Origin of the sequence: Nonomuraea sp. NPDC049421, from assembly GCF_040677005.1 — a bacterium.
GTDB lineage: Bacteria > Actinomycetota > Actinomycetes > Streptosporangiales > Streptosporangiaceae > Nonomuraea > Nonomuraea salmonea.
In genome coordinates this window covers 14,998-41,703 of sequence record NZ_JBFAQA010000033.1, presented here as the reverse complement: position 1 = coordinate 41,703, position 26,706 = coordinate 14,998, and the positions used below count along the sequence as shown (strand labels likewise).

Below are 26,706 nucleotides of genomic sequence, written 5' to 3'. Positions count from 1 at the left end.
ATCGAGGCCCGCGATCCGGAAGCCGGACCGCGGGCCTTTCTTCATGTCAGTGCGAGAACGCCTGCAGCTCGGCCGCCCTGACCTGGTCCCGCTGCGGGCTGGCCGTGGCGCAGTCCGTCGCGGAGTTCGGGTCGTTGTCCTGCTCACCGGCGTACAGCGGGTTGCCGGTGCACTGGGTGGTGAGGGCGCGCAGCATCAGGTGCGTCGCGCTGGTGTCGCGCACGTCGAACGACTTGATCAGCATGTTCGCGCCGCGCGGGCGCGGCAGCGAGGCGTCGAAGGCGTTCTTCTGGCTGGTGTAGATCTTCCTGAAGCTCGCCGGGTCGGCGCAGTTCCTGCTGCACGCCAGCACCTCGAAGGAGCGCAGGCTGGAGAAGCGGTTCTGCACGCCGGGGTCGGCCGGGTCGCCGACGTTCGGCCGCAGCATGGCGCTGACCTGCACCCGGCTGATCCTGACCGGCTTGTCGCCCGCCAGGTCCACCACCACCGACTTGCCGGCCGGCGCGCCGGTGAGCGAGGCCCAGTTCGTGACCTCGGTCTCGTCGATGAGCTTGTCCTGGTTGACGCCGTCGCCGGTGGCCGTCGCGCCGCTCGCCGCCGACGCGTGGTTGCGCGGCAGTGCCAGCGGGAGCGGCAGCTCGACGCCGGGCACGACCGCGTACGTCAGCCGCCGGTGACCGAAGCCGGGGCCCGTGACGACGAAGTCGTAGACGCCGGGCGTCATCGCGACCGTGTCGCCGAGCTCGGTCGCCGGGTCGGTGTCGGCCACCGGGACCGCGCGGGCCTCGTAGTCGCCCACGTACAGCCGCAGCGCCGCGCCCTTCGCCTCGCCGAGCGGCTTGAGCTTCAGCGAGCCGTTCCTGCCCTTCGGGTCGACGAAGCTCGGCGTCGGGTCGGCGTCGCCCGCGCCGCGGCTGGACGCGCCCTCGCCCAAGCCGTGCTCGGCGAACGCGCGCCACATGATGTCCTGGTTCCTGCCGCCGAACCGGATCGCGTCGGCCGCGAGCAGCGCGTCACGGTGGTCGACGTAGCTGACCGCGCCGGTGGCCATCAGCAGCAGCGCGTCGAACGACAGCTGCGCCCAGCGCCGGTTGCCCGGGCACTTCTCGACCGGCGTCTTACCGTCGGCGCACGCCTGCTGCTGCTTGGCCGTGCCGGCGCCGTACCGCTTGACGAAGGCCGCCCGCACGTCGAACTGCGTGGCCGACCAGATCTCGCCGTCCGCGTGCACCTGCGCGCCGACGATGTCGTACGCCACGTCGCTGTAGTTGAGCGGCGACTTCGACATGTCGTAGTTGCGGATGCCGCGTTCCTTGTCACCGGTGACGTAGCCGCCCGTGACGTACGGGGTGCGGCCGGCGGGGCGGAAGCCGTACTCGTTGAGGTACTCCATGGAGAACAGGTCGGACGTGCTCTCGTTCATGGCTCCGGCCTGAGCGCCGCTCCAGCCGGAGTTCGGGCCGGCGATCATGCGGCCGGAGATGGCGTGCGTGTACTCGTGGGCGATGACCGACATGTCGTAGTCGCCGTCCACGCACGGCGAGTAGAACGACCCGGCGATCGGCTGCCACAGGTACATGTTGGTGATCGGCGCCACCCCGTCGGGGCCGGTGATCTGGTTGGCGTTGTCCCGTACGGACAGCACCCGCGCGCCCGCCTGCGCGTTGCCCTGCTCGGGGTCGCCGCCGAGGCCGCCGCGACCGCCGTTGTCCGCCTGCATGTTCCAGGCCGTCTCGGTGAAGCCGAGCCGGTAGGACCAGTCGTGCATGCGGTTGTGCGCGGCGTGCAGGTTGGAGATGGCCGCTTCGAGGTCGGCCTCGCCCGGCTGGTCGAACACGGCCGGGTCGCACTTGGCCCGGTGCCAGGTGTTCTTCCACGGGTAGCGGTAGTCCCTGGTCGGGGTGAGCACGTTGGTGCGGGTGCCGACGGAGAACGGGTCGCCGCTGGCGCGGTTCTCGTACGTCCTGGCCGCGTTGCCGACGCTGGTGTTCGTGGGCTCGTTCGTGAGGTGGTCGACGTCCCACGGCTTGCCGCCGGCCGGGTCGCCGCCGATCACCCGGTCACAGCCGGGGCCTGGCGCGGCACACCACTTCTGGCGGGTGTCCTTGGAGGAGTAGTCGTCGCGCGGGTTCGACGGGAAGACCGACCACTCCGGGTTTCCCGGGTCGGCGTGGTGATCGACCAGGTTCTCACGGGTCAGGATCGCGCCGGTGACCGCGTCCACGTGCGTCGTGTACGCCGCCTCCGCGCCCTGCGCGCCGCCGATCAGCACCACCTGGTACGCGCTGTGCACCCCGTCGGGCGCGGGCACCGCCACCTCCGTGGCCTGCTTGGTGACGGCCGTGGCGAGGTCGATGCCACCGTCCTCGGCCGCGATCTCCATGGCCAGCTGCGCGGTGATCGCGGCGGCCGGCGGCGTGCCCGTCTCGCGCGACAGCGACGACGTGACGTGCCTGACCTGGCCGTCCGTCACGCCGATCGCGACCAGCCCGTCCACCCCGGCGGGCAGGTCGCCGAAGCGCTGGCGCAGCAGCACCGCGTGCCCGGGACCGATCGGGTTGACCGCGACCGTCTCCAGCGCGTCGATCGAGGCGGCGGACAGGCCGAAGAGCTGCTCGTTGGCCCTGAGGTAGTCGCGCGCCGCCTTCTCCGGGTCCGCGCCGAGTCCCTCCGCCAGGGGCTGCGCGCCGGTGATGGTGGCGGGAGTGCCGAGAGCGTTCCAGCGGACCTCGGCGGCGGACCCCGCTACGCGCCGCTCCGCCGACGCCGGGGGCGGCACCCGTCCCTGGCGGTTGTCCACATCGGGTTCGCCGTGGAGCTCCGCCTGGAAGTCGTGGATCTCCGGAGCCTGCGCGGCGGGTTCGCCCCGTGCCGCTCCGGTGAGGGGAAGGGTCGCCGCGGTCATCGCGACGACGACGAGTGAGCTGCGTAACCAGGATCTGGTCGACACGTTTCCCTCCTGCGTGCCTGAGGATGCGCAGCGTCGCGCATCTCGCAAGAGGAAATCACCGGCCAACTATGCTGACAAGATCTTGTAAAGGCGCAAATATCAGCGTATAAGCGGCAGATAAAAGCCCGCCCTGGCAGCCCGCGCGCCACCGGAACGGGCCGGACGACGCCGTCAAAGTGGGCCGTCAAGTGCGGCGGTCAAGTGCGGCGGTCAAGTGGGCGTTCAGAGGGTGGCGTTGAGCTGCGGGGCGACGCGTTCCGACCAGGTGGTGAGCACCTCGTCCAGCCGGGGCAGGTCCGCCTCGACGACGGCGAGGCCCGGCGTGGGGACGGTCGCGCCCAGCTCCACCAGCAGCGGCCGCAGGTGCACCTCGACCGCGAGCGCGTGCCGGGCGTCGCCCATGACCAGCAGCGGCAGCGCCGCCTTGCCGGCCAGCGCCTGCGACGGCAGCCGGTCCAGGAACGCCTTGAGCAGCCCGGTGTAGGTGCCCTTGTAGGTGGGGCTGGCCACGACCAGCACGCTCGCCTCGGCGACCAGCTCGAGCGCGACCTCCACGCCGGTGGAGACGCCGGGGCTGAGCAGGTGCGGGCCGAGCGCCGACAGGTCGATCACCTCGTACGAGTCCGCCGCCCCCAGCCGGTCGAGCCGCTGCCCGACGGCCTTGGCGGCCTCGACGGCCACGGTCAGCGTCCTCGACCCGGAGCGCGGGTTGCCCACCAGCGCGACGACGCTCATCGGCCCACCACCGCGGCGATCAACCGGAGCCGGCCGCCGGGCACCCGTCGTTCACTCACCCAGCCCTCCTCAGCCTCGTCGTCGGGCAGGTCGTACCAGTGGACGTCGCCCTCCAGCCCGTGCAGCCCGTCCAGCCGTGCCGTGTCAGTCATGCGCGGCCGCCACCTTTCATTCCCTGGCCGCCGCGACCTCGCCGCGCAGCAGGCTCCATACGTGCCGCCGGCTCCGCGCCGCCGGCCGGCCCGGCGGGAGGACCGGCACGTCGAGGTCGACGCCCCACAGCACCGTGACGGGGGCGGCGGGATCGCCGGCCTCCAGCGTCACGTTCCTGAGGGTGAGGTGCGGGGCCTGGCTCATGCGTACGAAGCTACGAGACACCGCACACAAAGTCAACATTTCCTACATGAGATGAAGACAATGCTCCCTCGATATCGTCGAGCCGTAACGCCGCCTGACGATTCACATCGAGGGGTTTCGATGATCTTCATCACCGCGAAGTTCCGCGTCCTGCCCGAGCACGCCGACGACTGGCCGGCCATCACCCGCGACTTCACCGCCGCCACCCGCGCCGAGCCCGGCTGCCTGTGGTTCGACTGGTCGCGCAGCCTCGACGACCCGAACGAGTACGTACTGGTGGAGGCCTTCAGGGACGACGAGGCGGGCGCCGCCCACGTCCAGTCGGACCACTTCAAGCAAGCTCAGCAGACCCTCCCGCCACACCTGGCGGAGACGCCGCGCATCGTCAACACCACCATCGCCCAGGACGACTGGTCCGAACTGGGGGAAATGGCCGTCAAGAACGCCTGACCCACCTCCCCGGGCCGCCCACACGGCGGCCCGGGGCCACGGCGCGCAGCGGCGGCCCGCATCGCCGCCGAACGAGCGTGACGCCTCGCGACGGCCGTTACGCGAACGTTACGAGCACGCCGGAACCCCTCGCAGGCACGTCATCGCAGGTCATCGTGCACATCGTGGCGCGGGCGCGTTTTTTTCCGGGTTATTGACGAAAAACCACGGACCTCGGCAGACTCTCCGCATGGCACCACCCCGTGGCCCCCTTTCGCAACTCCGGCGCGGGCACGAAGAGCTCGTGCTCGGCCTGTTGCGCAAGCACGGCCCCCTGAGCCGGGGCGAGCTGGGCAAGCGTTGCGGCCTGTCCAGGACGACCCTCTACGACATCCTCGCCGAGCTGGTGGCGAGCGGCGCCGTGGTCACCGCGTCCCCGCAGGAGATCCCGCGCGGCCGGGGCAGACCGGCCGAGACGCTGACCCTCAACCCCGACGCCGGCCAGGCCATCGGCATCGACTTCGCCCGGCGCGGCCTGCACGTCGCGGCCGTCAACCTGGCGCACGAGATCGTCGGCTCGGCCAGCGAGCCGCACGACGCCGACCTGCCGTGGGAGCAGCGGGTCGAGCTGGCAGAACGGCTCATCGGCTCCCTCACCGGCACCGGCTCGGGCGCGCTGCGACTGGGCGCGCTGGACGCGATCGGCGTCGGCGTCGTCGGCGCCCAGGTCGAAGGCCCTCCAGCCGAGGGCCTGAGTGAGGGACGAACCAAGGGCCGCGAAGACGAAGGACCGGGGCCGGAATCCGGCGAAATCCCGCCCCACCCCGTGCAAATGCTGCTCCGGGAGCGGTTCGGCGTGCCGGTGCTGCTCGACAACAACACCAGGCTGGCCGCGCTGGGCGAGGCGATCTGGGGGGCGGCGGCAGGCGGGCAGGACGTGCTGTATCTGCGGCTGTCGCACGGTGTCGGCGGCGGGCTGGTGGTCGGCGGGTCGTTGCACAGGGGCGCGTACGGGCTGTCGGGCGAGTTCGGCCACATCACGGTCGAGCCGGGCGGCGCGCGCTGCGACTGCGGCGGCACCGGCTGCCTGGAGACCGTCGCCTCCATCAGGGCCGTGCTGGACGCCTACCGCGCCACCGGCGGAAGGGCCGCCGACGTGCCCGAGCTGGTCAAGGCGGTCAGGGCGGGCGAGCGAAGCGCGCTGGACGTGCTGGAGCGGGTGGGCGGCAGGATCGGCGAGGTGCTGGCCGCCGTCTGCAACGCGATCGGCCCCAGCGTCATCGTGGTCGGCGGCGAGCTGGTCGAGACCGGCCAGGCGCTGGTCGAGCCGATCGAGCGCACGCTGCACGACCACGTCATGCCGGTCTCGCGGCACCGGGTGAGCCTGCGCAGGGCGACGCTCGGCGAGGTCGCGGGCGCGCTCGGCGGCATCGCCCTGGTGCTGCACGAATCCCCCTTGCTGTCCCGCTATCCGGCAGGCCCGGATCTCGCTGAGGACCTCACATCACCATGACGCAATCGAGGCACCACCCATGACCCAGCTCACCGCGACGGGCAAGGCGCAGGCGGCTCCGGCCGCGCGGCGCGGGCCCAGGCGCTCGCGGCGCGCCCTCGTACTCAACCTCCTCGCCGTCGTCGTCGGCCTGCTCGTCTGGACGGCGCTGGCCACCATAGGCGTGCAGGGCCTGCCGAATCCGCTGGAGGTGGCCGGCCGCGCGGCCGAGCTGATCGGCGACGGCACGCTGGTGACCGACGCCCTGGCCAGCCTGCGCCGCGTCCTGATCGGCTTCCTGCTCGGCACGCTGCTGGCGATCCCCGTCGGCTTCCTCATGGGCTGGTACGCCACCGCGCGCGGTCTGCTGGAGCCGTACGTGCAGTTCTTCAGGACGATCCCGCCGCTGGCGATCATCCCGCTGGCCATCGTGCTCATGGGCATCGACGAGCGGCCGAAGATCTTCGTCATCTTCCTGGCGGCGTTCCTGTCGAGCGTGGTCTCCACCTTCCAGGGCGTCGTGGACGTGGACAGGACGCTGATCAACGCCGCCCGCGTGCTCGGCGCCTCCGACCGGACGATCTTCCTGCGGGTCGTGGTGCCGGCCTCGACGCCGTTCATCCTGGTCGGGATGCGGGTGGGGCTGGGCGCGGCCTGGGGCACGCTGGTCGCGGCCGAGCTGATCGCCGCGCAGGAGGGCCTGGGCTTCCGGATGCAGCAGGCCCAGCTCTACTACGACCTGTCCACGATCTTCGTGGGCCTGATCACCATCGGCGTGCTCGGCCTGCTGATGGACCGCCTGCTGCTGCTGGCAGAACGCCGCCTCACCAACTGGCAGGAGCGCCGATGAACAACAAGATCTCGTTCAGGGACGTCGTCAAGACATACCCGATGAAGGACGGCACCTTCACCGCGCTCGACCACGTGTCGCTGGACATCGCCGACCGCGAGTTCGTCACCGTCGTCGGCCCTTCGGGGTGCGGCAAGAGCACGCTGATGAGCATGGCGGCCGGGCTGGTCGAGCCGACCGGCGGCGAGGTGCTGGTGGACGGCCGGCCGGTCGACGGTCCAGGCCCCGAGCGCGGGGTGATCTTCCAGCAGTACGCGCTGTTCCCGTGGCTGACCGTGCGCAAGAACGTCGAGTTCGGGCTGAAGCTCAAGGGGCTGCCGGCCGACGAGCGCAGGCGGCGGGCCGAGCAGGCGATCGAGCTGGTGGGCCTGTCCGACTTCGCCGACGCGCTGCCGAAGGCGCTGTCGGGCGGCATGCGGCAGCGCTGCGCGATCGCCCGCGCGTACGCGGTGGACCCGCAGGTCCTGCTCATGGACGAGCCGTTCGGCGCGCTCGACGCGCTGACCAGGGTGCAGCTGCAGGACCAGCTCCTCGCCACGTGGAGCAGGGAACAGCGCACGGTCATGTTCATCACCCACGACGTGGACGAGGCCGTCTACCTGGCCAGGCGGGTCATCGTCATGGCCGCGCGGCCCGGCCGCATCCAGCAGATCATCGACGTCGACCTGCCGTACCCGAGGACCGAGGAGATGCGGCTCTCGCCCGAGTTCGGGCGGATCCGCAACGAGGTCTGGCACGCCGTCTACCACCAGGCGTCCGCCGCCCCCGCGGCCTGAACCCGCCTGAACCCCCAGCACAGAAAGAAGGACCGATGGCCATGCGTTCCCTTCGCCGCGCCCTGACGGCCGCCTCGGCGGTGAGCCTGCTGGCACTCTCCGTGACCGCCTGCTCCGACGACGGCTCCACCGTCAGGTTCGGCTACATCAGCGACTACAACGGCGCCAGCCTGCTCGCCATCGCCGAGAAGCAGGGCCTGTGGGACAAGCAGGGGCTCACCCCCGAGATCAAGGTGTTCACCAACGGGCCGCTGCAGATCCAGGCGCTCGGCGCGGGCGACCTCGACTTCGGCTACATCGGCCCCGGCGCGATGTGGCTGCCCGCCACGGGCAAGGCCAAGGTCGTCGCGATCAACACGCTGGCGTACGCCGACCGCGTGATCGGCCGGCCCGGCATCACGACGATCCAGGACCTCAAGGGCAAGAAGGTCGGCGTTCCGGAGGGCACGTCCGGCGACATGGTGCTCAACCTGGCGCTGCAGAAGGCCGGCATGTCGGTCAAGGACATCGAGAAGGTGCCGATGGACCCGGCCACGGTCGTGTCGGCGTTCGCCTCCGGGCAGATCGACGGGGCCGGCATCTGGTATCCGCTGATCGACAACATCAAGCAGCAGGTGCCCGACATGGTGGAGATCGCCAGTACGAAGGAGTGGCCGGACAGCTCGTTCCCGACCGCGTTCGTCGGCGGCACGGAGGTGGACGAGGCGCTCACCAGCAAGGTGATCAAGGTGCTGCAGGAGGCCAACGACTGGCGGGCCGCGCATCCCGAGGAGGCGATCACCGAGTCCGCCGCGCTGCTCAAGCTCGACCCGGCCAAGGTCAAGGCCGACGCGGCGAACGTCCAGACGATGACCACCGAGGACCTGGTGAACAAGACCAAGGACGGCACGGTGGCCAAGTGGCTGAACAGCCTCGGCGACTTCTTCGTCGGCACCGGCCAGCTCAAGTCCAGGCCCGACCCCTCCACGTACTACACCGGCGATCTCTACACGAAGGCCTTCACCAAGTGAACCTGCTGTTCCTGATGACCGACCAGCACCGCGTCGACACCCTGGGCTGCTACGGCAACCCGCACGTCGCCACGCCCAACCTCGACAGGCTGGCCGCGAGCGGCACCCGGTTCGACCGGTTCTACACGCCGACGGCCATCTGCACGCCGGCGCGGGCCAGCCTGCTCACGGGGCAGGCCCCGTTCCGTCACCGGCTGCTGGCGAACTACGAGCGCAACGTCGGTTACCTGGAGGACCTGCGCGAGGACGCCTTCACCTTCCCCGAGGCGCTCAAGGAGCGCGGCTACCAGCTCGGGCTCATCGGCAAGTGGCACGGCGGCACCAGCCGCAACGCCGCCTCCTACGGCTTCGACGGGCCCGACCTGCCCGGCTGGCACAACCCGGTGGACCATCCCGACTATCTCGCCTACCTGGAGGAGCGGGGGCTGCCGCCGTACCGGATCTCGGACCTCGTCCGAGGGACGACGCCGAACGGCAACCAGGGCAACCTGCTGGCCGCGCGGCTGCACCAGCCGGTGGAGGCCACGTTCGAGCACTATCTGGCGACCAGGGCGATCGAGCACATGGAGCGCTACGCCGCCGACGGCCGGCCGTTCTTCCTCGCCACCCACTTCTTCGGGCCGCACCTGCCGTACCTGCTGCCTGACGAGTACTTCGACATGTACGACCCGAGCCTGGTGGAGCTGCCGCCGTCGATCGCCGAGACGTTCGAGGGCAAGCCGCCGGTGCAGCGCAACTACAGCGCGCACTGGACGTTCGACACGATCCCGATCGAGGTCACCCGCAAGCTGATCGCCGTCTACTGGGGTTACGTGACGCTGATCGACCAGCAGATCGGCCGCATCCTCGACCGCATGGACGAGCTGGGGCTGAGCGACGGCACGTCCGTCTTCTTCACCGCCGACCACGGCGAGTTCACCGGCGCCCACCGCCTGCACGACAAGGGCCCGGCCATGTACGAGGACATCTACCGCATCCCCGGCATCATCCGCGTCCCCGGGCAGCAGCCGCAGGGCAGGAACGAGTTCGTCACGCTGACCGACTGCACGGCGACCATCCTCGACCTGGCCGGCTGCGACACCGCGCCGGCCGTGGACAGCCGCAGCCTGCTCCCGCTCGTCCGCGGCGAGCACCCGGAGTGGCCCGGCGAGCTGCTGGCCGAGTTCCACGGCCACCACTTCCCGTATCCGCAGCGGATGATCCGCGACGACCGCTACAAGCTGATCGTCAACCCCGAGTCGGTCAACGAGCTGTACGACCTGCACGCCGACCCGCACGAGCTGAGCAACCGCTACACCCACCACGAGCTGGCCCCCGTACGCCGGCGGCTGATGCGCCGGCTGTACGACCTGCTGCGCGAGCGGGGCGACAACTTCTACCACTGGATGACCCCGATGTACGACATCGGCGCCCTCGACTACGACCCCACGCTCAGCTCCTTCGAGAAGGAGGACGCGAAGGAGGGCGAGAGGGAGGACTCCCCCGCCTGACCGGCATGGGCCGGACCGATTCCCGTTCCGGCAAACGCGTGTCGCCCGGCCCGGTTCGTGTGCTTGACTCCCGCCTTGGCACTACCGCACCGATTGGGAGAGTTCATGGGGGAGTTCGTGGGGATCGACCCCCGTGGCGCGCACGAACTGATCCGCCGCATGGAGGCGGGCAAGGCGTACGTCAGCGCGACCCGGCCGGGTCTCGAGACGGCGATCGCCGAGGCGGAGCAGGACTGGGCCGGCCGCCAGGGCACCACGGCCCTGCACCGCGCCTGGGTGTTGTTCCACGACTCCCAGCAGGACCTGCGGTGGCGCATCGACACGATCGAGCAGCTCGTACCGGTGCGGGAGCGCGGCATGCTGACCGCGACGTTCCCTTTCACGGCCGAGCACGAGGCCAGGCAGGCCGCCGAGAGCGCCGCCCGCGCCATCCTCGCCGCCGAGCGGGAGGGCGAGCGGACAGGTGAGCGGGATGGCGAGCGGGCGGGTGGGGACGTGGCGGCGGCGGTCGCGGCCGTCGAGGGTGAGGTCCGCGACCCCGCGTACGCGACGGCGCTGCTTTCCGCGCTCGGCACCGAGGCGTTCACCCGGCTGCTCGAAGGGCACGGCGGGCCGCTGGCGCAGGCGTACGCGAGCGCGGAACGCACCGGGCGGCTCGGCGACGCCTGGCACGAGCTGGTGGCGACCGCCCCGGCGGGCGCGCTGACGGCCCTGGTCACGGGCGCCGGGCAGTCGGGCACGGTGCTCAACCGGGTCGCGACCACGCTGCTGAACCGCCCGCAGGACACCGGCTGGAGCCCCGGCGACCTGCTCCGGCCGTACGCCGCCAACCCGCTGGCCTTCCAGCAGCTGCTGGCCGAGCATCCCCGCGAGTCGCGCGCCCTGCTGGGCGCCGCCACCGCCGACCCGGCCGCCGCCCAGGCGCTGGCGACCGCGCTGCACGAGGCGCTCAAGCCCGGCGTCGGGGCCGACGGGCTGCGCGAGCGCGCCTGGGCCACCGTCATCGGCACCCCGGGCGGCAGGACCGCCGCCGAGGGCGGCTGACCCGCGATGGCGACGAAGCACCAGCTCCTCCGTGAGGCTGCCGACAAGGAGTCGCTGGCCGCCGCGTTCATGCGGTACGCCAGGGGGCTCGCGGGCGCGTTCGACGGCATCCCGGCGCGGCCTGGCGACTGCGAGTCGTACTGGACGGGGCCGGCCGCGCAGCGGTACCTGACGCAGGTGGTCAGGCTCAGGCGCGAGGTGGCCGACCTGGAGGACTCCTGCCTGGCCACCGCCGACAACCTGCGCCGCCGCGCGGCGAGCCTGCGCGCCGCCGCCGCGGCCATCGTCACCGACCCCTGAGCCCAGGGGCTAACGCATCGCGTCCAGGCCGCGCACCACACTCGTGGTGAGCGTGCCGATCTCGGAGACGCCGATCGTGACGGTGTCGCCGTCCTGGAGGGTGAACGGCAGGTCGGGCACCAGGCACGTGCCGGTCGCCAGCACGGCGCCGTCGGGGAAGGCGTCGGCGCGGTAGAGGTAACCGGCCAGGTCGTCGAGCCGCCGGTTGAGCTGGGAGGTGCTGGCCTTGCCGTCCCAGACGGTCTCGCCGCCCCTGACGATGGTGAGCGCGATGTCCAGCGTGTACGGGTCCGCGACCTCCCACGCGGGCCTGATGCCGGGCCCGACCGCGCAGGCGCCGAGGTAGATCTTGGCCTGCGGCAGGTAGAGCGGGTTGACCCCCTCGATGGTGCGGGAGCTGACGTCGTCCACGACGGTGTAGCCGACGATCTCGCCGCCCGCGTTCAGCACGAGACCCAGCTCAGGCTCCGGCACGTCGATCCCGGAGTCCTCGCGGACGGAGATGCGGCCGCCGTCGCCCGAGACCTTCCACGCCACCGACTTGAAGAACAGCTCGGGCCGCTCGGCCTCGTAGACCAGCTCGTACACGTCGGCGGCGCGCTCGCTCTCCAGCACCCTGGCCTCGCGGGAGCGCCGGTAGGTGACGCCCGCGGCCCACACCTCCATGCGGCCGTCCACGGGCGGGAGCAGGGCGACGGAGCCCGAGGGGTGGCGGGGGCCGTCGGCGGACACGCACCGCTCCTTGAGTTCATCGGAGGACAGCCGGAGCAGCTCGCCGACGGTGGTGATCCCGGCCAGCTCCACCACCTGCTCGCCGTCGTCGATTCCTACGGCGTCGGCGCTGGTCAGTGGGCTGATGAACCGTACGATCTGCATGCCTGCTCCTAGCTCCGTCAAATGAATCATCCGATGAATGGTCGCCTATGGGATCAACTTAGTAGTTCGGCGGGTCGATCGGGAGAGGGCATCTGCTCATATCACCTCGAAGTCGGCCATCATCGCCATGTCCTCGTGTTCGAGGTTGTGGCAGTGCAGCATGTACGTGCCGCGATGCCCGTCGAAGCGGGCCAGCACGTCCACGACCTCGTACGGCCCCACGTCCACGGTGTCCTTCCAGCCCGCGTCCGTGGCGGCGGGCGGGCGGCCGTTCCTGGCCAGCACCTGGAAGTGGGCCAGGTGCACGTGCACGGGATGGCGGAAGTCACCGGTCAGCCGCCACACCTCGGCGGTGCCCAGGCGGGGACGGGCCAGCCTGGGCCGCGCCCCGGCCGCCACAACAGCACGGCGGCCACCACCTGCGCGTAGAGCAGCGCGTGGGTGTAGCCGGCGTTGTCGCGGTGCCAGGCCAGCAGATCGACGTCGCCGGTGACGAACAGCCCGGCGAGCGCCGCCTGCACGAGCACCCCGGCCAGGTGCCCGGTGGCCGTCACGCGCAACGACCAGACGATCCAGCCAGGCGGACGCGGAACGGCCTCGGAGGAGCCGGAGGAGCTAGCGGAGGACGAGTCGGAGGCGGCGGAATCGGAGGCGGCGGAATCGGAGGCGGAGGTCATGCCGGGAATGCTCCACCAGACGCCCTCGCGGTCACATCCCGCGCAGGGGGCTCTGGCTCGTACTCCAGGGGACGTACGCGAGCCGCCTGGCACCGGAAACGTACGCCCACGGGCTGACGCCCCCGCCGGCGCCGCTCCCCTACCTTGGGTGCATGGACACCCGCGGGAAGGACGCGCTGGTCGCGGCGGGCGCGCTGGCGGCGATCACGGCCGGCACGTACGCGAACCTGTCGTGGTCGGCCCCCAGGAACGCCCGCTCGACCCCGCGGGCCTGGCGCTGATCACGGTCGCGGCGCTGTCGCTGGCCTTCCGGCGCACCGCCCCGCTGGCGGCCGGGATCGTCGCGGCGGCCTGCGCGGTCGCCTACTACGCCGCCCACTACCCCGGCGTGTTCGCCACCGCGCCCGCGCTGGCCTCGATCTACACCCTCGCCGTGCTCGGCCACCGCAAGGCGGCGATCTGGCTGGCGGCGGTGCTGGCCGTGGCGATGTACGGCCTCATGGCGCTCGCGCCCGAGGATCCGCCGCCGGGCAGCTGGATGGCGCTGCTGAGCGGCTGGCTGCTGGCCATGGTGCTGGTGGGCGAGGTGACCAGGAGCGGCAGGGCGTACCTGCGGGCGGTGGAGCAGCGCGCCGAGGCGATGGAGCAGCGGGCCGAGGCCGTGGAGCAGCGGGCGCTTGAGGCGGAGCGCACGCGGGAGGAGGCGGCGCTGCGGCAGCGGGCGAGCACGGCGGCTTCACGGTACGCGCCGAGCTGCCGACGGGGGCCGCCGGCCGGTCGGCCGAGCCTTCCGCCGATGCCGGAGGCGAGGCGGGCGGGCCGGATGCCGGGAGGCGGTCGTGATCCGGGTGCTGCTGGCCGACGACCAGCCGCTGATCAGGGCCGGCTTCAAGGCCCTGCTGGAGCTCACCGACGACATCACCGTGGTCGGCGAGGCGGGCGACGGCGCGCAGGCGGTGGAGCTGGCCGAGCGGCTGCGCCCGGACGTCGCGCTGCTCGACGTGCGCATGCCGCTGATGGACGGCATCCAGGCCACCCGCAGGATCGGCGCGAGCCCCGAGCTGAACGACGTCCGCGTGGTGATCCTCACCAACTACGCCCTCGACGAGTACGTCTTCGCCGCCCTCAGAGGCGGCGCCACCGGCTTCCTGCTGAAGGACATCGAGCCCGGCGACCTGCTGCAGTCGGTGCGGGTGGCGGCCAAGGGCGAGGCGCTGCTGTCGCCGTCGGTGACCCGCCGCCTGATCGAGGAGTACGTCAGCACCCCGCCCCGCCCGGCGGCCTCAGGGCCGGGGCTCGACCGGCTGACCGCCCGCGAACGCGAGATCGTCGCCCTGGTCGGCAGGGGCCTGTCGAACGAGGAGATCGCCGAGCACCTGGTGATCAGCGGCGCCACCGCCGAGACCCACGTGAGCAGGTCGATGGTCAAGCTGGGCGTCCGCGACCGGGCCCAGCTGGTCGTCTTCGCGTACGAGTCGGGCCTGGTGATCCCAGGCGGCGGGACCTGAATTATTTTCTTTTTCGTGGCCCTCGTTGCATAAGTGAAAAAATCGAGGCTGAACGGCCGACTTCATATACCCGACTTGCTCCGTCAACGCAAGATGTCCAACCGAGCCTATTACGGCGTCGCAGACCCTTCCGCTTCAATGGAGCAGCGGAGCACATCGTCCGCATCCGCTCGGGGGCCTTATTCATTCAGCTCGACCTGACTCTGTGGAGTGCGCATGACCACTCGCGAAGAGGCGGAGAGGCTCCTTTCCAGCCTGAACGACAGTGATCTGGTGGAGATCGACGCCCGCGGCAACGTCTACGCCTCGGGGGCCGCGCCCCAGCCGAACCAAGGAAAGCTCATCCCTGGGATATCCGACCAAAAGGGCGAGTACGGACTCTGACGGGGGGATCACGCGATGGACTACAAGGTGACCCGCAGCCTGCTCCTTTCCGGCGCGCCGGCCCGAAAGCAGGAAAGGCTGGCCGAGGAAGCACGCGTACTCGACGAGCACTTTCCCTCGTGGCGGCTCTACTGGAAAGACGAGCAGAACACGATGGGCATCGCGGTCGGCACACTGCAGGTGGACTTCGCCGGCCACGAATACGGCCTGCAGATCATTCTCCCGAGCACTTATCCGCACGCGCTCCCGGAAATCCTGCCGCACGGCTGGATCCCCAGCCCGAACCCGCACCTGATCGGCGACGGTCTCTGCGTCATGCGGTCGAACCAGTGGCACAGTTACATGACCATCGCCTTCCTCGTGGCGAAGACCGCACTGTGGCTGAACAAGTACGAAATCTACATCAACCGCGGTATCTGGCCGGGGGCCGAACAACATCCGCATGGCCTGATCTACCGGACGAAGAAGTGGCTCAATGGACTCTGAGCGAATGCTGGACACGGCCCGCATCGATTACCTGCTGGGCGACGCGACGCTGGGCACCACCAAGATCGTCATTGTCGGACTGGGCAGCGGGGGTGCGGCTGTGCTCGAACGACTGGCGATGTGCGGCGTCGGGCGCTGGTCCCTCTATGACCCGGACGCGCTGGAGCCGGTCAATCTCGTGAAACATCCCGGCCGCCGCAGCGACCTCGGCCGCGCGAAGACGGCGATCGCCAGGGAATGGCTGGCGGACCGCAACCCGAAAGCCCGGATAGAACATGTGGGCGGCGACGTCATGGCCGACGACCATTTCGTCACCGACATCGCCGACGCCGCCCTCGTCATCTGCGCTGTCGACACGCCGCAGGCTCGCAGTCACGTCAACGAGGTGTGCGTCGAACAACGCATCCCCTGCGTCTATGGCTCCGTCTTCCGCACCGGCATGGGCGGCGAACTCTACGCCTATCTTCCGGGTGAGACCGGCTGCCATGACTGCAAGACGCGCTACAGCCTGGCACAGGGCCGGGACATCGAGAACTGGCTCAGTCTCACCGATGAGGAGCGGCAGCGCATCTACGGTATGGGCGAGAAGGACTTCCTCGCGTCCGGGCTCGCCGCGGACATCGCCGTGGTGGCCTCCTATCACGCCCACTATGTCGTCTCACTCCTCGCAGGCGCGAAATCCGAGTACCTCACAGTCCCCTCCTTCAACTGGTTCACGGTTTCGTTGCGTCGCATCGAGGGCCTTTTCGCCGCGATGTACGAGACCTCACGGGTGCTCCTGCGACCGCAGAACGACTGCCATCGGAACTGCGCGGGGGGAAGCTCATGAGCAGTGCTAACAGGCCCGCCTATCCATTGATCCGCATCGCCGAGCGAGCGGTCAGGAGATTCTCGGCCGAGGTCGCCGCGCATCCCCGAGTGGAAGTGGGCGGGAAGTACGTCGGATTCATCGTGGGTGGTGGACGCCATGCCGGGGTGAAGGAACGAATGGAGGCGCTGCCCGGTCTCACCTTCAACATCACCGACTACCTCGACGACGGCCCCGGCGCGGTGCGTACCGTCGGCTCTCATCGCGGCGATGCCGGCTACCAGGTCGCGGCGTTCCGTCAGCTGGAGCAACGGTATCCACACATCGAGCACATCGGGAGCTGGCACAGTCACCACCCGAACGGGTTGCAGGAACTGAGCGCCGGCGACATCCGCGGCTATCTGGAGACCGTCAACGAGAAGGGGCACAACCACGACTTCTTCTTCGTCACGCTCGGCCTTGATGCAGCAGGCTTCGGCACCGCCCGGCATTTCCTGTTCGTCCGTGGCCATGACGGCTACTACGAGATTCCCCCGGGCGCGATCGAACGTGTTCCCGACGAGCTGTGCCACACCATGACGCCCGTGTACGAGCGGGCCGGGAAGGGGCCGGAGGAGGACCCGCCCCCGGAAGGCGCCGCCCCTCCCAAGACGGCGCCCCAGGAAACGACGACCACGCCCCAGGACCCTCCGCTCGCCGATGCCACAGCCCCCGTCAGGGAGCGTGCGATCCATGAGGGCATCAGCCGGCATCGGCAGGATGATCTGCACGTCGAAGGCTGGTCCCACACCGCCGAAGGCCGCAGTGCGTTGGTGTGGCAGCAGGAGCTGACTCGTCGGAAGCAGTTCTCCGACGTGCGCCTTCTCATCAACCAGGGCCGGCTGCTGGCCAAGGGGACCGTCATGACGAACGGCGGGCCCGTCTCGATGCGGCTGCTCTATCCCTCGTCGGTCGGCAGCCGGGACGGCCTGCTCAAGCTGGCATCGGTCGAGTCACCGGACATCGAGCTCACCGTCACCGGAATACACGCGGGAGGGTTGGAGCACGCGGAGGCGATCTCCAACGAGCTGGGCAGACTCATCCGTCATGTGCGCGAGCTGGGTCATTCGCGTGAACCTCGCTTGATCCAGCGATTCCTGGGGGTTCTCGGCCGCGGATGACGACGATCTTCAGGCCGGCCCGAGTCGCGACAGGGAGACGATCGGCTCATGCATCAGAAGAGTCCGCCCATGTTCCTGGGCAAGAAGGTAGGGGCACGACTCGACGAACTAGAGGTAGCCTCCACACCGTGGACGGTGACGCGAACCATCACCGCGCCTGATCTGACGTATCGCCTCCTTCGCCGTGAGCCGGCTTTCTCCGCGCTGCCCAGCGCGAGGCTGAGGGAGATCGCGAGCCTGCTCGCCTTCCTGTTCCAGCACACCAGAGTCTGGCACTTGGTCTGGGTGGAGTCGGTACCCGGACCAGGGATCTTCGAGGACAGCCGGACGATCCGGGCCGGCACCAGCAAAGAGTCAGTTGCGGAGCTTGCCAGGACGGTGGGGATGGACGTGGAGCTCGAAGGCGGGCTGTGGGTAGCCACGGCAAAAGCTAAGTTATCGGCCGAATGGTCCAAACTGACGCGCTCCACGGTGTGCATCGGCACGGAGACCGAGACGCGCGGGGCGCTGACCCTGCCCGTGCCCTCGGGTGGCATGGACATCGCCTTGTGGCAGCTGGAGTCACGGCTGACGCGCCGCCTGGCGCTCCGTCCTGGCGTCCGGCTTTCGCCGGATCCACAACCCGCGTGGGTGGAGATGGCGATGTCCACCCCATCGCCGCGATCAACGTACGGAGCAGCATCACCAAGAGTGTGACCAGAAAGAGCCGCGCGGGGTCGCCTCAGCCGGGCGCGGAGGAGGACGACTGAACCTTCCGCCGTTGTGACCCGGCGATCACGCCCGGGCCGGACGACTCGTGATCAGGATCAGAACGTCACCAGGAACTCGTAGCAGTTGAGCAGCCAGACGAGCAGCCACAGCGCGAGGGCCGGGAGCCGGATCAGCCCCCGGCCGGTTCCGTCTTCAGGCACCGATACCAGCTCCCGTGAACGGGACGGCGTTCCTGTTGTGCCCTCATGGTAATTCGCCGCTCCGTGCGAAAGCGGTATAGGCCGACAAAGGATTCCCGATTGTGTCCTTTACTCAAACTCGCGTACTGAGAACCGCGGCCTATCCGTTCACTGGCTTGCCGAGCGCGCTGCCCGCCAGCCAGTCCTCCCACGCCTTGGCCCACGGCGTCGGCCCGTTGCCGAACTGGAGTTTCCTGGACGTGCCTGTCACCTCGATGATGTCGCCGCGCTGGGTGAAGTCGTAGAACCAGCGGGCGTTGGCGGGGCTGGCGTTCACGCAGCCGTGGCTGACGTTCGAGCTGCCCTGCGCGCCGGTGGACCAGGGGGCGGCGTGGAAGAAAGTGCCGCTGTACGTCATGCGCACGTTCCACTTGGTCTTGATGCGATATTCGCCGGGCTCGCCGATCGTGGCGGAGTCCATGACGATGTCGGCCGCCTTCTCCTGCGCGATCATGACGCCGGAATAACTGTCGTCGCCCGGCCGCCCGAGGCTGACCGGAATGGTCTTGACGACCTTCCCGTTCTCGCGGACGACCGCCTTGTGGGTCTTGGCGCTGACCTTGGTGATGTGCTCGGGCCCGACGGTGAACGTCAGGCTGCGGTCCTTGGTGCCCCACAGCCCGGAGCCGGCGCGCAGCCCGGCGAGGTGCGCGACGACGGTCACCTTCTGCCCGACCGGCCAGTACTCCCGCGGCCTGAACTGCACCTCGCGGTCGCTCACCCAGCTCCACGCGCCTTCGACCGGCTTGGACATGCGCACGACCAGCGACCGCTCGATCGCCGCCCTGGCCTTCTGCGAGGTGATCGGCTGCGAGAGCAGGAGCTGCACGGGCATGCCCACGCCGACCTTCTCGCCGTCGAGTGGCGACATGCCGCTCTTCAGCACCCGTTTCGGCTTGAGCGTGGTGAACGTCGAGGTGCCGCTGACCTGCTTGCCGTCGGTGCCGGTGGCCTGGGCGCTGACCGTGTACGTGGTCGAGGGCCGCAGCGGCCAGGCCGGCCGCCACGTGCCGTCGTCACCCATGGCGCCCTTGACGGCGCGGCCCTTGGCGTCGGCCACGGCCACCTTCGTCACCTTGCCGGCGCTCGCCTTGACCGCGATGCCGGTGTCGGGGGCGACCTTCTCGGTGCCGTCGGCGGGGGTGATCGCCAGCTTGGCCACGGGGCCCTGCTGCTGGGGTCCGCCCTGAGGGCCGCTCTGAGGGCCGCTCTGCGGGCCGCTCTGCGGGCCGGGGCCGCCGCCGGACGACGTACAGCCTGCGAGGGTGAGCAGCGCCGCCGTGGCGGCGGCGGTGAGTGATGGGGCGAGGGTCGCGGTCCGGCCGTTCCGCATCGTCGATGCCTCCCGTGCCTGACATAAGGCAAATATCCACATTAGACCGTTTACGGAGATCAGGCGGACTCCTGCCCGGATTGGGCTCGGACATGCGGCCACGGCACGCGCGGCGCGAGTGAATGATCTTGATCTGGCGATCCGCCGGGCACAATCATGGGCCGGTGGATTACTACCTGATCTCCTCGACCGCGAGCGATCGCACGCCCGCAGGGCTCCTGGTGGAGGAGTTCGTCCTGTGTGAGGACTACACGGCGGCCGGAATCGACGGCGCCGAGTGGAGACCGGAGAACGGCGCCTGGTCCTCCTCCGCCGAGCTGAGCCGCGCCATCCGCGCCGATCACGCGCTGCGCGGCCGGGTGACGCCGGTCAGCAGGCAGGAGGCGTACGACGCCTTCGCCCGCATGGGCGGCGGCGTGCTGCCGGAGGAGGCCGGGCTGCGCACGCTCTTCCAGGAGCGCCGCACGCTGCCCACCACCGCCCCGCTCAACCTCGGCGGCTCCAGAGCGCGCCGCTACCGCATCCTGTTCGCCGGCGAGCTGGGCGCCGACGGCCTGGAGAACGCGCGCACGGCGCTGCGGCTCGAGCCGACCGGCGACCCGCGCGTGGTCGGAGCCGCCTCGGCCGACGCGGGCGGCCACGGTTTCACCTGGGAGCTGCGCCGGATCGGCGCGGGCATCGCCTGGTGCGTGGACGTCACCGCGCGCCTCGGCTCGGGCCCGGTGACCGCGCTCGGCGCGCTGCTCCACCACCATCGCCAGGCGGTGCGCGAGCAGGGCCTCATCCCCGTCACCGTCGAACGCTTCGCCTGAGAGAACGACATTCGCCGGCCGGTGAGTGTCACATTCGCGGCCCCTGCTCCGTCTTGTCCATAAGGGTCTGGACAAGACGCATGCGGAGTGGCGATGAAGGGCAGCTCACTGGCCGGGGCGCTGGACGACCGGCTCGGCGGGGCCGGGTTTCTGAAGAAGGCGATGCGGAAGGTCTTCCCCGACCACTGGACGTTCCTGCTGGGCGAGATCGCGTTATACGCCTTCGTGGTCATCCTGCTCACCGGCGTCTTCCTGACGTTCTTCTTCAAGCCGTCCATGCAGGAGGTCGTCTACGACGGCAGCTACGTGCCACTGCACGGCGTCACGATGAGCGAGGCGTACGCGTCGTCGCTGGAGATCACCTTCGAGGTGCGCGGCGGCCTGCTGATGCGGCAGATGCACCACTGGGCCACGCTCATCTTCCTCGGCGCCATCGTCATCCACCTGCTGCGCAACTTCTTCACCGGCGCCTTCCGCAAGCCGCGCGACCTCAACTGGCTGATCGGCGTGACGTTGTTCGCCCTGGTGCTGATCAACGGGCTGTTCGGCTACTCGCTGCCGGACGACCTGCTGTCCGGGGCCGGGCTGCGCATCCTGCACGGGGTGATCGTCTCGGTGCCGCTGGTGGGGACGTACCTGGCGATGTTCCTGTTCGGCGGGGAGTTCCCCGGCGAGGACATCATCGCCCGCCTCTTCAGCCTGCACGTGCTGCTGATCCCCGCGCTGCTGCTCGTGCTGCTCCCGCTGCACGCGGTGGTGCTGACGTGGCGGCAGACGCACACCCAGTTCCGCGCCAAGGGGCTGCGCGACGATCAGGTGCGCGGCGCGCCGTTCTTCCCCGCGTTCCTGGCGAAGACGACGGTGTTCTTCCTGTGGGTGACCGGGGTGATCACGCTGCTCGCCACGGTGTTCCAGATCAACCCCATCTGGCTGTACGGTCCTTACCTGCCCAGCACCGTCAGCGCCGGCTCCCAGCCCGACTGGTACATGGGCTTCCTGGAGGGCGCGCTGCGGATCATGCCGCCGTGGGAGTTCACCGTCTTCGGCTCCACGGTGACGATGAGCGTGCTCATCCCGGCGCTCGGCGCGCCCGGCCTGCTGTTCACCGCGCTGGCGCTCTATCCGTTCGCCGAGCGGTGGGTCACCCGTGACCGCGCCGTGCACCACCTGCTCGACCGGCCGCGCGACGTGCCCGTGCGGACGGCGCTCGGGGTCGCGGGCATCGTCTACTACGGCGTGCTGTGGCTGGCCGGCGGCAACGACCTGATCGCCTCGACCTTCCACATCTCGCTCAACGCGACCACCTGGATCTTCCGCGTCGCCATCGTCGCCGGGCCCGTGCTGGGGTACGTCGTCACCCGCCGGATCTGCCTGGGCCTGCAGCTACGCGACCGGCACACGCTCGCGCACGGGGTGGAGACCGGGGTGATCGTACGCGGGCCCGACGGCGGCTTCACCGAGATCGAGCGCCCGGTGACCGAGGAGGAGCAGGCCGTCCTGGAACCCGGCTCCCCACCCGCGCTACCGCCCGCCCCGCCGGACGGCGACGTGCCACCGCCGGCCGGTGAACGCGTCCGCCGCGCACTCCAGCGCTCCTGGCTCAACTGACCCCCGCCCCGGCCTCTTCGTGGGGCGGCCTCTCCGGGGCGGAAAGGCCGCAGCGGCTATCACGCGGCGGCTCAGGGCACGGTGACGGCGGGGACGGTGGCGGCGGGGACGGTGACCGGGCCGGCGAGCGGGTTCAGCACGTCGGCCTGCGACTGCCCGTCCGGGACGAGCACGTCGAGCGCCTTGGGCACGCTGCCGGGGTCCACCGCGCACAGCGGGCTCGTGCCGCCCTCGGCGCACACCCCGAACTGGTACGGCTGCGGCGTCGCCGCGAACCCCCTGGCCTGGTCGGCGCTGAACCTGTCCTGCCCGGTGAGCACGACGGCGAAGCGCCAGCCGGGGCCGGGCGTGCCGAAGGCCGTCCTGGGCAGCGCGACCGTGATCGTCCTCGTACTGCCGGACGCCCGATCATATCCAGCCTGGCACTACAATGGTGTCATGATCAGGATTACGCTCCGGCTTCCCGATGACGTGCACGCCCAGGTGGCCGCCCGCGCCCAGACCGAGCGGCGATCCCTGAACTCCCAGATCGTGCACCTGCTTGAGACCGCGCTCACCGCCGACCAGGCACACGATGAATCGCCTTGACGGCGATTCACCTCTTCCTGCCCCGCCACGCGAGACGGCCCGCTTCACCCCCGGCCTGAAAGCCGGAGCACTGCGGGCATCATCGGTAGCGGCCGGCCCGGCTCGCCGAGGTGATCGTGCATGTCATGCCGGAGTGGTCGGTGCTCACCTCGTACGTGGTGTCGCGGGCCTGCAGCTCGGTGAACGTCCGGCCGTCGGTCACCACGAACTGCATGGTCTCGACGTTGGTGTTGTCGATCGTCGGCTCGTACACGTCGGACAGCACGCCGTTCGCCACCGTGTACCAGACCTTGGACGCCCGCCCCGCCGACGTGCCCAGGCAGTCTTTGCGTGCGAGCCCGAAGTGCGAGGGCGCGCCGACATGCCAGGGCTCCCCTCCCGACCTCGATGGGTCGAGAGAAGACCAGCCCCGGCCGCCTGTCAAGCCCGCACGGCGGCGGGCGTGTCCACGCCCCGGTCCAGCGCCAAGCCGCGCGTCTCCTTGAACGAGGTCAGCACCACGACCAGCGACACCGCCGCGATCGCGATCATGTAGAAGGCCGGCGCGACCGGGCTGTCCACGGCCGACACCAGGCCGGTCGCGGCGAACGGCGCGGTGCCGCCGAACAGCACGTACGCCGCCGTGTAGCCGATCGCCGAGCCGCTGGAGCGCACCTTCGCGGGGAACATCTCCACCAGCGCGGGCACGTTCGACGTGCCGATCACCGAGACCAGCATGGCGAGCAGCGACGTGCCCACCATCGCGCCCGCGAGCCCCGAGCCCATCAGCCAGAACGCGGGCAGCGGCAGCAGCACGAACCCGGCGCACGCGGTGATCAGCATCGGCCGCCGCCCGTAGCGGTCGCTGGCGGAGGCGGCGAACAGGCAGGCCACGCTGTAGGCCAGCATCGAGACCACGTTCGTGAGCTGCGCCTGGCTCTTGGAGTAGCCCAGCTCCTCCGACATGTACGCGATCATGTAGCTGCTCATCAGGTAGTAGCCGACCGCGTTGGTGATGCTGTAGCCGAACAGCGTCGCGATCTGCCACCCGCAGCGCCTCACGGCCTCGCGCAGCGGCGCGGGCTCCACCTCGTCGTGCTGCTCAAGCGACCGGAACACCGGCGTGTCCTCGACCTTCGAGCGCAGGTAGAGCCCGATCGCGCCGAGCGGCGCCGCCAGCAGGAACGGCACCCGCCACCCCCAGCTCTGCAGCGCCTCGGCGGTGACCGTCGAGGTGATGAGGAAGCCGACCCCCGACCCCGCGACGCTGGCCAGCCCCACCGTCACCGGGACGGCGGCGGCGAAGCGGGCCCGGCGGCCGGCGGGCGCGTACTCGACGATGAACGCCGACGCGCCGGTGTATTCGCCGCCGGTGGAGAAGCCCTGCGCGCAGCGCAGCAGGAACAGCAGGACCGGCGCGGCCACGCCCCACGACGCGTACGTCGGCAGCAGGCCGATGAGGAACGTGGCCCCGCTCATCGTCAGGATCGTCAGGGCCAGCATCCTGTTGCGGCCGAGGCGGTCGCCGTACCGGCCGAAGAAGGCCGCGCCGAGCGGCCTGGCCACGAAACCGCCCGCGAAGATCGCCCAGGTGGCCAGCAACGCGGCCGTCTTGTCGTAGTCGGGGAAGAACAGGGCGGCGATGGTGGCGGACATCACCGCGTACGCCGCCGAGTCGAACCACTCGACGAAGTTGCCGATCGCCGAGGCCATGGTGACCTTGCGGCGGAGGGCCGCTGAGTCTCGGGGGGTCATGCTCACTCCTTCACCGCGCGCGGAGTCTCGCGCGCTGGATCTTCCCGGTCGCGGATCGGGGCAGGTCGTCGACGAACTCGATCTCCCGGGGGTAGGCGAAGCGCGAATGGGTGGTCTTCGCGAACTCCCGGATCTCCTTCGCCAGCTCCTCGTCAGGGCGGAAACCCGGCGCGAGCCGGATCCACGCCTTGACGGCCTGGCCGCGTACGGGGTCGGGCACCCCGGCCACGCCCACGTCGGCGACGGCGGGGTGGGCGCGCAGCGCCTCCTCGACCTCGTCGGGCCCGACCCGGTAGCCGGAGGTCTTGATCACGTCGTCCACGCGGCCGAGGAACCAGTAGTAGCCGTCCTCGTCCACCCGCGCGTGGTCCTTGGTGTGGAACCACTCCCCGCCGAACACCTCGGCGCTCGCCTCGGGCCGGTTCCAGTAGCCGAGCGGGAACTGCGGGTTGCTGCGCGCCCGCAGGCAGATCTCGCCGACCTCGCCGGGCGGCACCGGCCGCTCGTGCTCGTCGAGCAGCGCGACGTCCCAGCCGGGCAGCGGCCGCCCCATCGAGCCCTCCTTGACCGGCTGTCCTGGGACGTTCCCGACCAGCGGGTACGACTCGGTCGAGCCGTAGTAGTCGAGCGGCGTCACCCCGAACTGGTCGCGGAACCAGCGGATCAGGTCGGCGGTGAGCGGCTCGTTCGCGCAGCACACCACCCGGAACCGCTGCGGGTGCCGGGTGCCGGCGTCCGGCACCGCCTCCCGCGTCTTGCGCAGGAACGTGGGGTTGACCAGCCCCGTCGTGACGCCGTTGCGCGCCATCCCGGCCAGCAGCCCCTCCGGGTCGAACCCGGCGCGCGGCCGGTACACGTAGTGCACGGCCCCGGCCCGCAGCGGGCCCATGAGCTTGGCCATCGACCAGGCCCACTCCCCCGCGCCGTAGAAGACGTCGCCTGGCCGCAGGTCGTGGCAGACCTCGAACTCGTTGTGGCCGAGCAGCGTGCGGTGCGCGTGCACGATGCCCTTGGCAGGGCCTGTCGTGCCCGAGGTGTAGAAGATCAGCGCCGGGTCGTCGGCGGCCGTGTCGGCGTCGGCGTACACGGGAGGCAGTCCGGCGATGGCAGGGTCGTCCACGTCGAGCACGGTCCCGTCGTAGCCGGCCGCCCTGCGGACCGCGCCGGTCTCGGTGACCAGCACGGACGCGCCCGAGTCCGCCAGGCGGTAGGAGATCTGCTCGTCCGCCCACAGCAGCGACATCGTGACGAGCACCGCGCCCGTCCGCAGGACGCCGAGGTAGGCGGCGGGCGTGTCGGGGCGCTGCGGCAGCATGACCGCCACCCGGTCGCCCGGGCGGACGCCGAGCCGGTGCAGGGATGCGGCCACCTGGCGGGAACGGTCCTGCACGGCGCCCCACGTGATCTCCTCGTGGGCGCCGGTGTGGTCCTCGAAGATCAGGGCCAGGTTCTCGCGGAGGTGGCGGTCGGCCACGTCCACCGCCATGTTGTACCGGGCGGGGACGTTCCACGCGGTCATCGGGCGCGGCCCTTCAGGAAGCGGGCCATCTCACGCTGCGGCTCCCCGGTGGCGTACGCGGCCGCGTGCACCTTCTTCGCCGCCGCCACCGCGTCCACGAGCGCCTCCCGCTCCAGCTCCCGCAGCCGGCCCTTGGTCAGCGCCACCGCGCCGGGCGGCAGCGCGGACAGCTCCTTGGCCTGCGCGACGGCCACCGCGAGCACCTCGCCCTCGGCGGCGAGCCTGGTGAGCAGGCCGAGCCGCTCCGCCTCGTCCCCGTACACCAGCCGCCCGGTCAGCGCGAACTCCGTCGTCCTGGCGCGGCCGAGGATGTTCCACATGGCCCAGATGCCGGTGATGCTGGGGATGCCGGACAGCACCTCCGGCTGCCCCATCCGCACTCCGGGGTGTCCGATGCGCAGGTCCGCCAGCAGCGCGAACTGGAAGCCCGAGCCCGCCGCCACCCCGTTCACCGCCGCGACGACCGGCTTGTCCAGGTCGAGCACCGCCCGGTAGAGCCGGTCGAAGCCGTCGATCCAGGCGTCCGACGCGGCGTGGTCGCCGGGGTCGATCGTGGCCGTCTCGCCGAGGTCCTGCCCCGTGCAGAACGCCCGCCCCGCACCCGTGAGCACCACCGCGCCCACCCGCGGGTCGGAGCCGGCCGCGCGCAGCAGCTCGATCAGCCGCTCCCGCATCGCGGCGGTCCAGGCGTTCAGCTTCTCCGGCCGGTTCAGCGTGATCACCGCGACGGGTCCTTCGCGGTCCATCAGCACAGTCACAAGCGTCCCTTCGCAGGTCAACGGGCTTTTGGGGATACAACCAGCTCGGACGGGGCGCAGGCCAACATCAAT

Annotated in this window: 32 protein-coding genes; 18 read left to right on the top strand and 14 right to left on the bottom strand. The window is 70.5% G+C overall.

Annotated elements, in window-relative coordinates; genetic code table 11:
- Positions 1-46: 46 nt before the first annotated feature.
- The 4 genes from AB0K18_RS40605 to AB0K18_RS40590 all read right to left on the bottom strand — a co-directional run bounded on the left by AB0K18_RS40605 (position 47) and on the right by AB0K18_RS40590 (position 4,042).
- Positions 47-2,950: a M36 family metallopeptidase gene (locus AB0K18_RS40605; protein WP_364925930.1), complete on the bottom strand. Its 2,904-nt coding sequence runs from the start codon at positions 2,948-2,950 to the stop codon at positions 47-49.
- 222 nt (positions 2,951-3,172) lie between these two features.
- Positions 3,173-3,685 carry an NAD(P)H-dependent oxidoreductase gene (locus AB0K18_RS40600; protein ID WP_364925928.1) on the bottom strand — a complete coding sequence of 171 codons (513 nt, stop codon included), beginning with the start codon at positions 3,683-3,685 and terminating at the stop codon, positions 3,173-3,175.
- On the bottom strand, positions 3,682-3,837 hold the full coding sequence (locus AB0K18_RS40595) for a hypothetical protein (protein ID WP_364925926.1): 156 nt from the start codon (positions 3,835-3,837) through the stop codon (positions 3,682-3,684). The genes AB0K18_RS40600 and AB0K18_RS40595 overlap by 4 nt, the downstream gene beginning before the upstream one ends.
- Positions 3,838-3,853: 16 nt before the next feature.
- The gene (locus tag AB0K18_RS40590) at positions 3,854-4,042 is read right to left on the bottom strand and encodes a hypothetical protein (protein ID WP_364925924.1); all 189 of its coding nucleotides are present in this window, start codon (positions 4,040-4,042) and stop codon (positions 3,854-3,856) included.
- A gap of 120 nt (positions 4,043-4,162) precedes the next feature.
- Between AB0K18_RS40590 and AB0K18_RS40585 the strand changes: the two genes are divergently transcribed.
- The 8 genes from AB0K18_RS40585 (at position 4,163) to AB0K18_RS40550 (ending at position 11,433) form a co-directional block, all read left to right on the top strand.
- Complete coding sequence (locus AB0K18_RS40585) at positions 4,163-4,492, top strand: putative quinol monooxygenase (RefSeq protein ID WP_345399760.1); 330 nt, start codon at positions 4,163-4,165, stop codon at positions 4,490-4,492.
- 229 nt (positions 4,493-4,721) lie between these two features.
- Positions 4,722-5,984 (top strand): ROK family protein, encoded by a 1,263-nt coding sequence (locus AB0K18_RS40580; RefSeq protein WP_364925921.1) that lies wholly within the window; start codon positions 4,722-4,724, stop codon positions 5,982-5,984.
- A gap of 19 nt (positions 5,985-6,003) precedes the next feature.
- Entirely contained in the window at positions 6,004-6,813 is an 810-nt protein-coding gene (locus AB0K18_RS40575; protein WP_364925919.1) for an ABC transporter permease, read from the top strand.
- The gene (locus AB0K18_RS40570) at positions 6,810-7,589 is read left to right on the top strand and encodes an ABC transporter ATP-binding protein (protein WP_355423195.1); all 780 of its coding nucleotides are present in this window, start codon (positions 6,810-6,812) and stop codon (positions 7,587-7,589) included. The genes AB0K18_RS40575 and AB0K18_RS40570 overlap by 4 nt, the downstream gene beginning before the upstream one ends.
- A 41-nt stretch (positions 7,590-7,630) precedes the next feature.
- Positions 7,631-8,599 (top strand): aliphatic sulfonate ABC transporter substrate-binding protein, encoded by a 969-nt coding sequence (locus AB0K18_RS40565; protein ID WP_364925917.1) that lies wholly within the window; start codon positions 7,631-7,633, stop codon positions 8,597-8,599.
- Positions 8,596-10,089: a sulfatase-like hydrolase/transferase gene (locus AB0K18_RS40560; protein WP_364925915.1), complete on the top strand. Its 1,494-nt coding sequence runs from the start codon at positions 8,596-8,598 to the stop codon at positions 10,087-10,089. Before AB0K18_RS40565 ends, AB0K18_RS40560 begins: the two co-directional genes overlap by 4 nt.
- A 105-nt stretch (positions 10,090-10,194) precedes the next feature.
- Positions 10,195-11,133, top strand: a complete 939-nt coding sequence (locus AB0K18_RS40555) for a hypothetical protein (protein WP_364925913.1) — start codon at positions 10,195-10,197, stop codon at positions 11,131-11,133.
- Positions 11,134-11,139: 6 nt separating this feature from the next.
- Positions 11,140-11,433: a hypothetical protein gene (locus AB0K18_RS40550; RefSeq protein ID WP_364925911.1), complete on the top strand. Its 294-nt coding sequence runs from the start codon at positions 11,140-11,142 to the stop codon at positions 11,431-11,433.
- A gap of 9 nt (positions 11,434-11,442) precedes the next feature.
- Here the strand turns inward: AB0K18_RS40550 and AB0K18_RS40545 are convergent, their stop codons facing one another.
- From AB0K18_RS40545 to AB0K18_RS40535, 3 genes are all read right to left on the bottom strand, one after another.
- Positions 11,443-12,309 carry a fumarylacetoacetate hydrolase family protein gene (locus AB0K18_RS40545; RefSeq protein WP_364925909.1) on the bottom strand — a complete coding sequence of 289 codons (867 nt, stop codon included), beginning with the start codon at positions 12,307-12,309 and terminating at the stop codon, positions 11,443-11,445.
- A gap of 96 nt (positions 12,310-12,405) precedes the next feature.
- On the bottom strand, positions 12,406-12,654 hold the full coding sequence (locus AB0K18_RS40540) for a multicopper oxidase domain-containing protein (protein ID WP_364925906.1): 249 nt from the start codon (positions 12,652-12,654) through the stop codon (positions 12,406-12,408).
- Positions 12,642-12,986 carry a hypothetical protein gene (locus AB0K18_RS40535; protein WP_364925904.1) on the bottom strand — a complete coding sequence of 115 codons (345 nt, stop codon included), beginning with the start codon at positions 12,984-12,986 and terminating at the stop codon, positions 12,642-12,644. Before AB0K18_RS40535 ends, AB0K18_RS40540 begins: the two co-directional genes overlap by 13 nt.
- Before the next feature lie 152 nt (positions 12,987-13,138).
- Between AB0K18_RS40535 and AB0K18_RS40530 the strand changes: the two genes are divergently transcribed.
- On the top strand, positions 13,139-13,267 hold the full coding sequence (locus AB0K18_RS40530; protein ID WP_364925902.1) for a hypothetical protein: 129 nt from the start codon (positions 13,139-13,141) through the stop codon (positions 13,265-13,267).
- Positions 13,268-13,406: 139 nt separating this feature from the next.
- Here the strand turns inward: AB0K18_RS40530 and AB0K18_RS40525 are convergent, their stop codons facing one another.
- Positions 13,407-13,715 carry a hypothetical protein gene (locus tag AB0K18_RS40525; protein ID WP_364925901.1) on the bottom strand — a complete coding sequence of 103 codons (309 nt, stop codon included), beginning with the start codon at positions 13,713-13,715 and terminating at the stop codon, positions 13,407-13,409.
- A gap of 110 nt (positions 13,716-13,825) precedes the next feature.
- Here AB0K18_RS40525 and AB0K18_RS40520 point away from each other — a divergent pair, with 110 nt between their 5' ends.
- The 6 genes from AB0K18_RS40520 to AB0K18_RS40495 all read left to right on the top strand — a co-directional run bounded on the left by AB0K18_RS40520 (position 13,826) and on the right by AB0K18_RS40495 (position 18,028).
- Positions 13,826-14,494: a response regulator transcription factor gene (locus AB0K18_RS40520; protein ID WP_364925899.1), complete on the top strand. Its 669-nt coding sequence runs from the start codon at positions 13,826-13,828 to the stop codon at positions 14,492-14,494.
- A 216-nt stretch (positions 14,495-14,710) separates the two neighbouring features.
- Positions 14,711-14,878 carry a hypothetical protein gene (locus AB0K18_RS40515; RefSeq protein WP_364925897.1) on the top strand — a complete coding sequence of 56 codons (168 nt, stop codon included), beginning with the start codon at positions 14,711-14,713 and terminating at the stop codon, positions 14,876-14,878.
- 15 nt (positions 14,879-14,893) lie between these two features.
- Positions 14,894-15,364: a hypothetical protein gene (locus tag AB0K18_RS40510; protein WP_364925895.1), complete on the top strand. Its 471-nt coding sequence runs from the start codon at positions 14,894-14,896 to the stop codon at positions 15,362-15,364.
- A gap of 4 nt (positions 15,365-15,368) precedes the next feature.
- Positions 15,369-16,193 (top strand): ThiF family adenylyltransferase, encoded by an 825-nt coding sequence (locus AB0K18_RS40505; RefSeq protein ID WP_364925893.1) that lies wholly within the window; start codon positions 15,369-15,371, stop codon positions 16,191-16,193.
- Positions 16,190-17,332, top strand: a complete 1,143-nt coding sequence (locus AB0K18_RS40500; protein ID WP_364925891.1) for a hypothetical protein — start codon at positions 16,190-16,192, stop codon at positions 17,330-17,332. Before AB0K18_RS40505 ends, AB0K18_RS40500 begins: the two co-directional genes overlap by 4 nt.
- 69 nt (positions 17,333-17,401) lie before the next feature.
- A complete protein-coding gene (locus AB0K18_RS40495) occupies positions 17,402-18,028 on the top strand; it encodes a hypothetical protein (RefSeq protein WP_364925889.1) in 627 nt (208 codons plus the stop codon).
- A gap of 354 nt (positions 18,029-18,382) precedes the next feature.
- On the opposite strand, the gene AB0K18_RS40490 is transcribed toward AB0K18_RS40495, so the two are convergent.
- Positions 18,383-19,615: an Ig-like domain-containing protein gene (locus AB0K18_RS40490; RefSeq protein ID WP_364925887.1), complete on the bottom strand. Its 1,233-nt coding sequence runs from the start codon at positions 19,613-19,615 to the stop codon at positions 18,383-18,385.
- Positions 19,616-19,779: 164 nt separating this feature from the next.
- Here AB0K18_RS40490 and AB0K18_RS40485 point away from each other — a divergent pair, with 164 nt between their 5' ends.
- Both AB0K18_RS40485 and AB0K18_RS40480 read left to right on the top strand, forming a co-directional pair.
- Positions 19,780-20,427: a hypothetical protein gene (locus AB0K18_RS40485; protein ID WP_364925885.1), complete on the top strand. Its 648-nt coding sequence runs from the start codon at positions 19,780-19,782 to the stop codon at positions 20,425-20,427.
- 93 nt (positions 20,428-20,520) lie between these two features.
- The gene (locus AB0K18_RS40480; protein WP_364925883.1) at positions 20,521-22,035 is read left to right on the top strand and encodes a cytochrome b N-terminal domain-containing protein; all 1,515 of its coding nucleotides are present in this window, start codon (positions 20,521-20,523) and stop codon (positions 22,033-22,035) included.
- 71 nt (positions 22,036-22,106) lie between these two features.
- Here the strand turns inward: AB0K18_RS40480 and AB0K18_RS40475 are convergent, their stop codons facing one another.
- Complete coding sequence (locus AB0K18_RS40475; RefSeq protein ID WP_364926046.1) at positions 22,107-22,418, bottom strand: glucodextranase DOMON-like domain-containing protein; 312 nt, start codon at positions 22,416-22,418, stop codon at positions 22,107-22,109.
- Positions 22,419-22,473: 55 nt separating this feature from the next.
- Between AB0K18_RS40475 and AB0K18_RS40470 the strand changes: the two genes are divergently transcribed.
- Positions 22,474-22,623: an Arc family DNA-binding protein gene (locus AB0K18_RS40470; RefSeq protein ID WP_364925881.1), complete on the top strand. Its 150-nt coding sequence runs from the start codon at positions 22,474-22,476 to the stop codon at positions 22,621-22,623.
- A gap of 79 nt (positions 22,624-22,702) precedes the next feature.
- Here AB0K18_RS40470 and AB0K18_RS40465 read toward each other — a convergent pair whose 3' ends face one another.
- Genes AB0K18_RS40465 through AB0K18_RS40450 form a run of 4 tightly spaced genes read right to left on the bottom strand, consistent with a single transcriptional unit; the run spans position 22,703 to position 26,634 of the window.
- Entirely contained in the window at positions 22,703-23,047 is a 345-nt protein-coding gene (locus tag AB0K18_RS40465; protein WP_364925879.1) for a hypothetical protein, read from the bottom strand.
- Positions 23,044-24,357 (bottom strand): MFS transporter, encoded by a 1,314-nt coding sequence (locus AB0K18_RS40460; RefSeq protein WP_364925877.1) that lies wholly within the window; start codon positions 24,355-24,357, stop codon positions 23,044-23,046. The genes AB0K18_RS40465 and AB0K18_RS40460 overlap by 4 nt, the downstream gene beginning before the upstream one ends.
- Positions 24,358-24,367: 10 nt before the next feature.
- Positions 24,368-25,876, bottom strand: a complete 1,509-nt coding sequence (locus tag AB0K18_RS40455; RefSeq protein ID WP_364925875.1) for an AMP-binding protein — start codon at positions 25,874-25,876, stop codon at positions 24,368-24,370.
- A complete protein-coding gene (locus tag AB0K18_RS40450) occupies positions 25,873-26,634 on the bottom strand; it encodes an enoyl-CoA hydratase/isomerase family protein (RefSeq protein ID WP_364925873.1) in 762 nt (253 codons plus the stop codon). Before AB0K18_RS40450 ends, AB0K18_RS40455 begins: the two co-directional genes overlap by 4 nt.
- Positions 26,635-26,706: the final 72 nt, after the last annotated feature.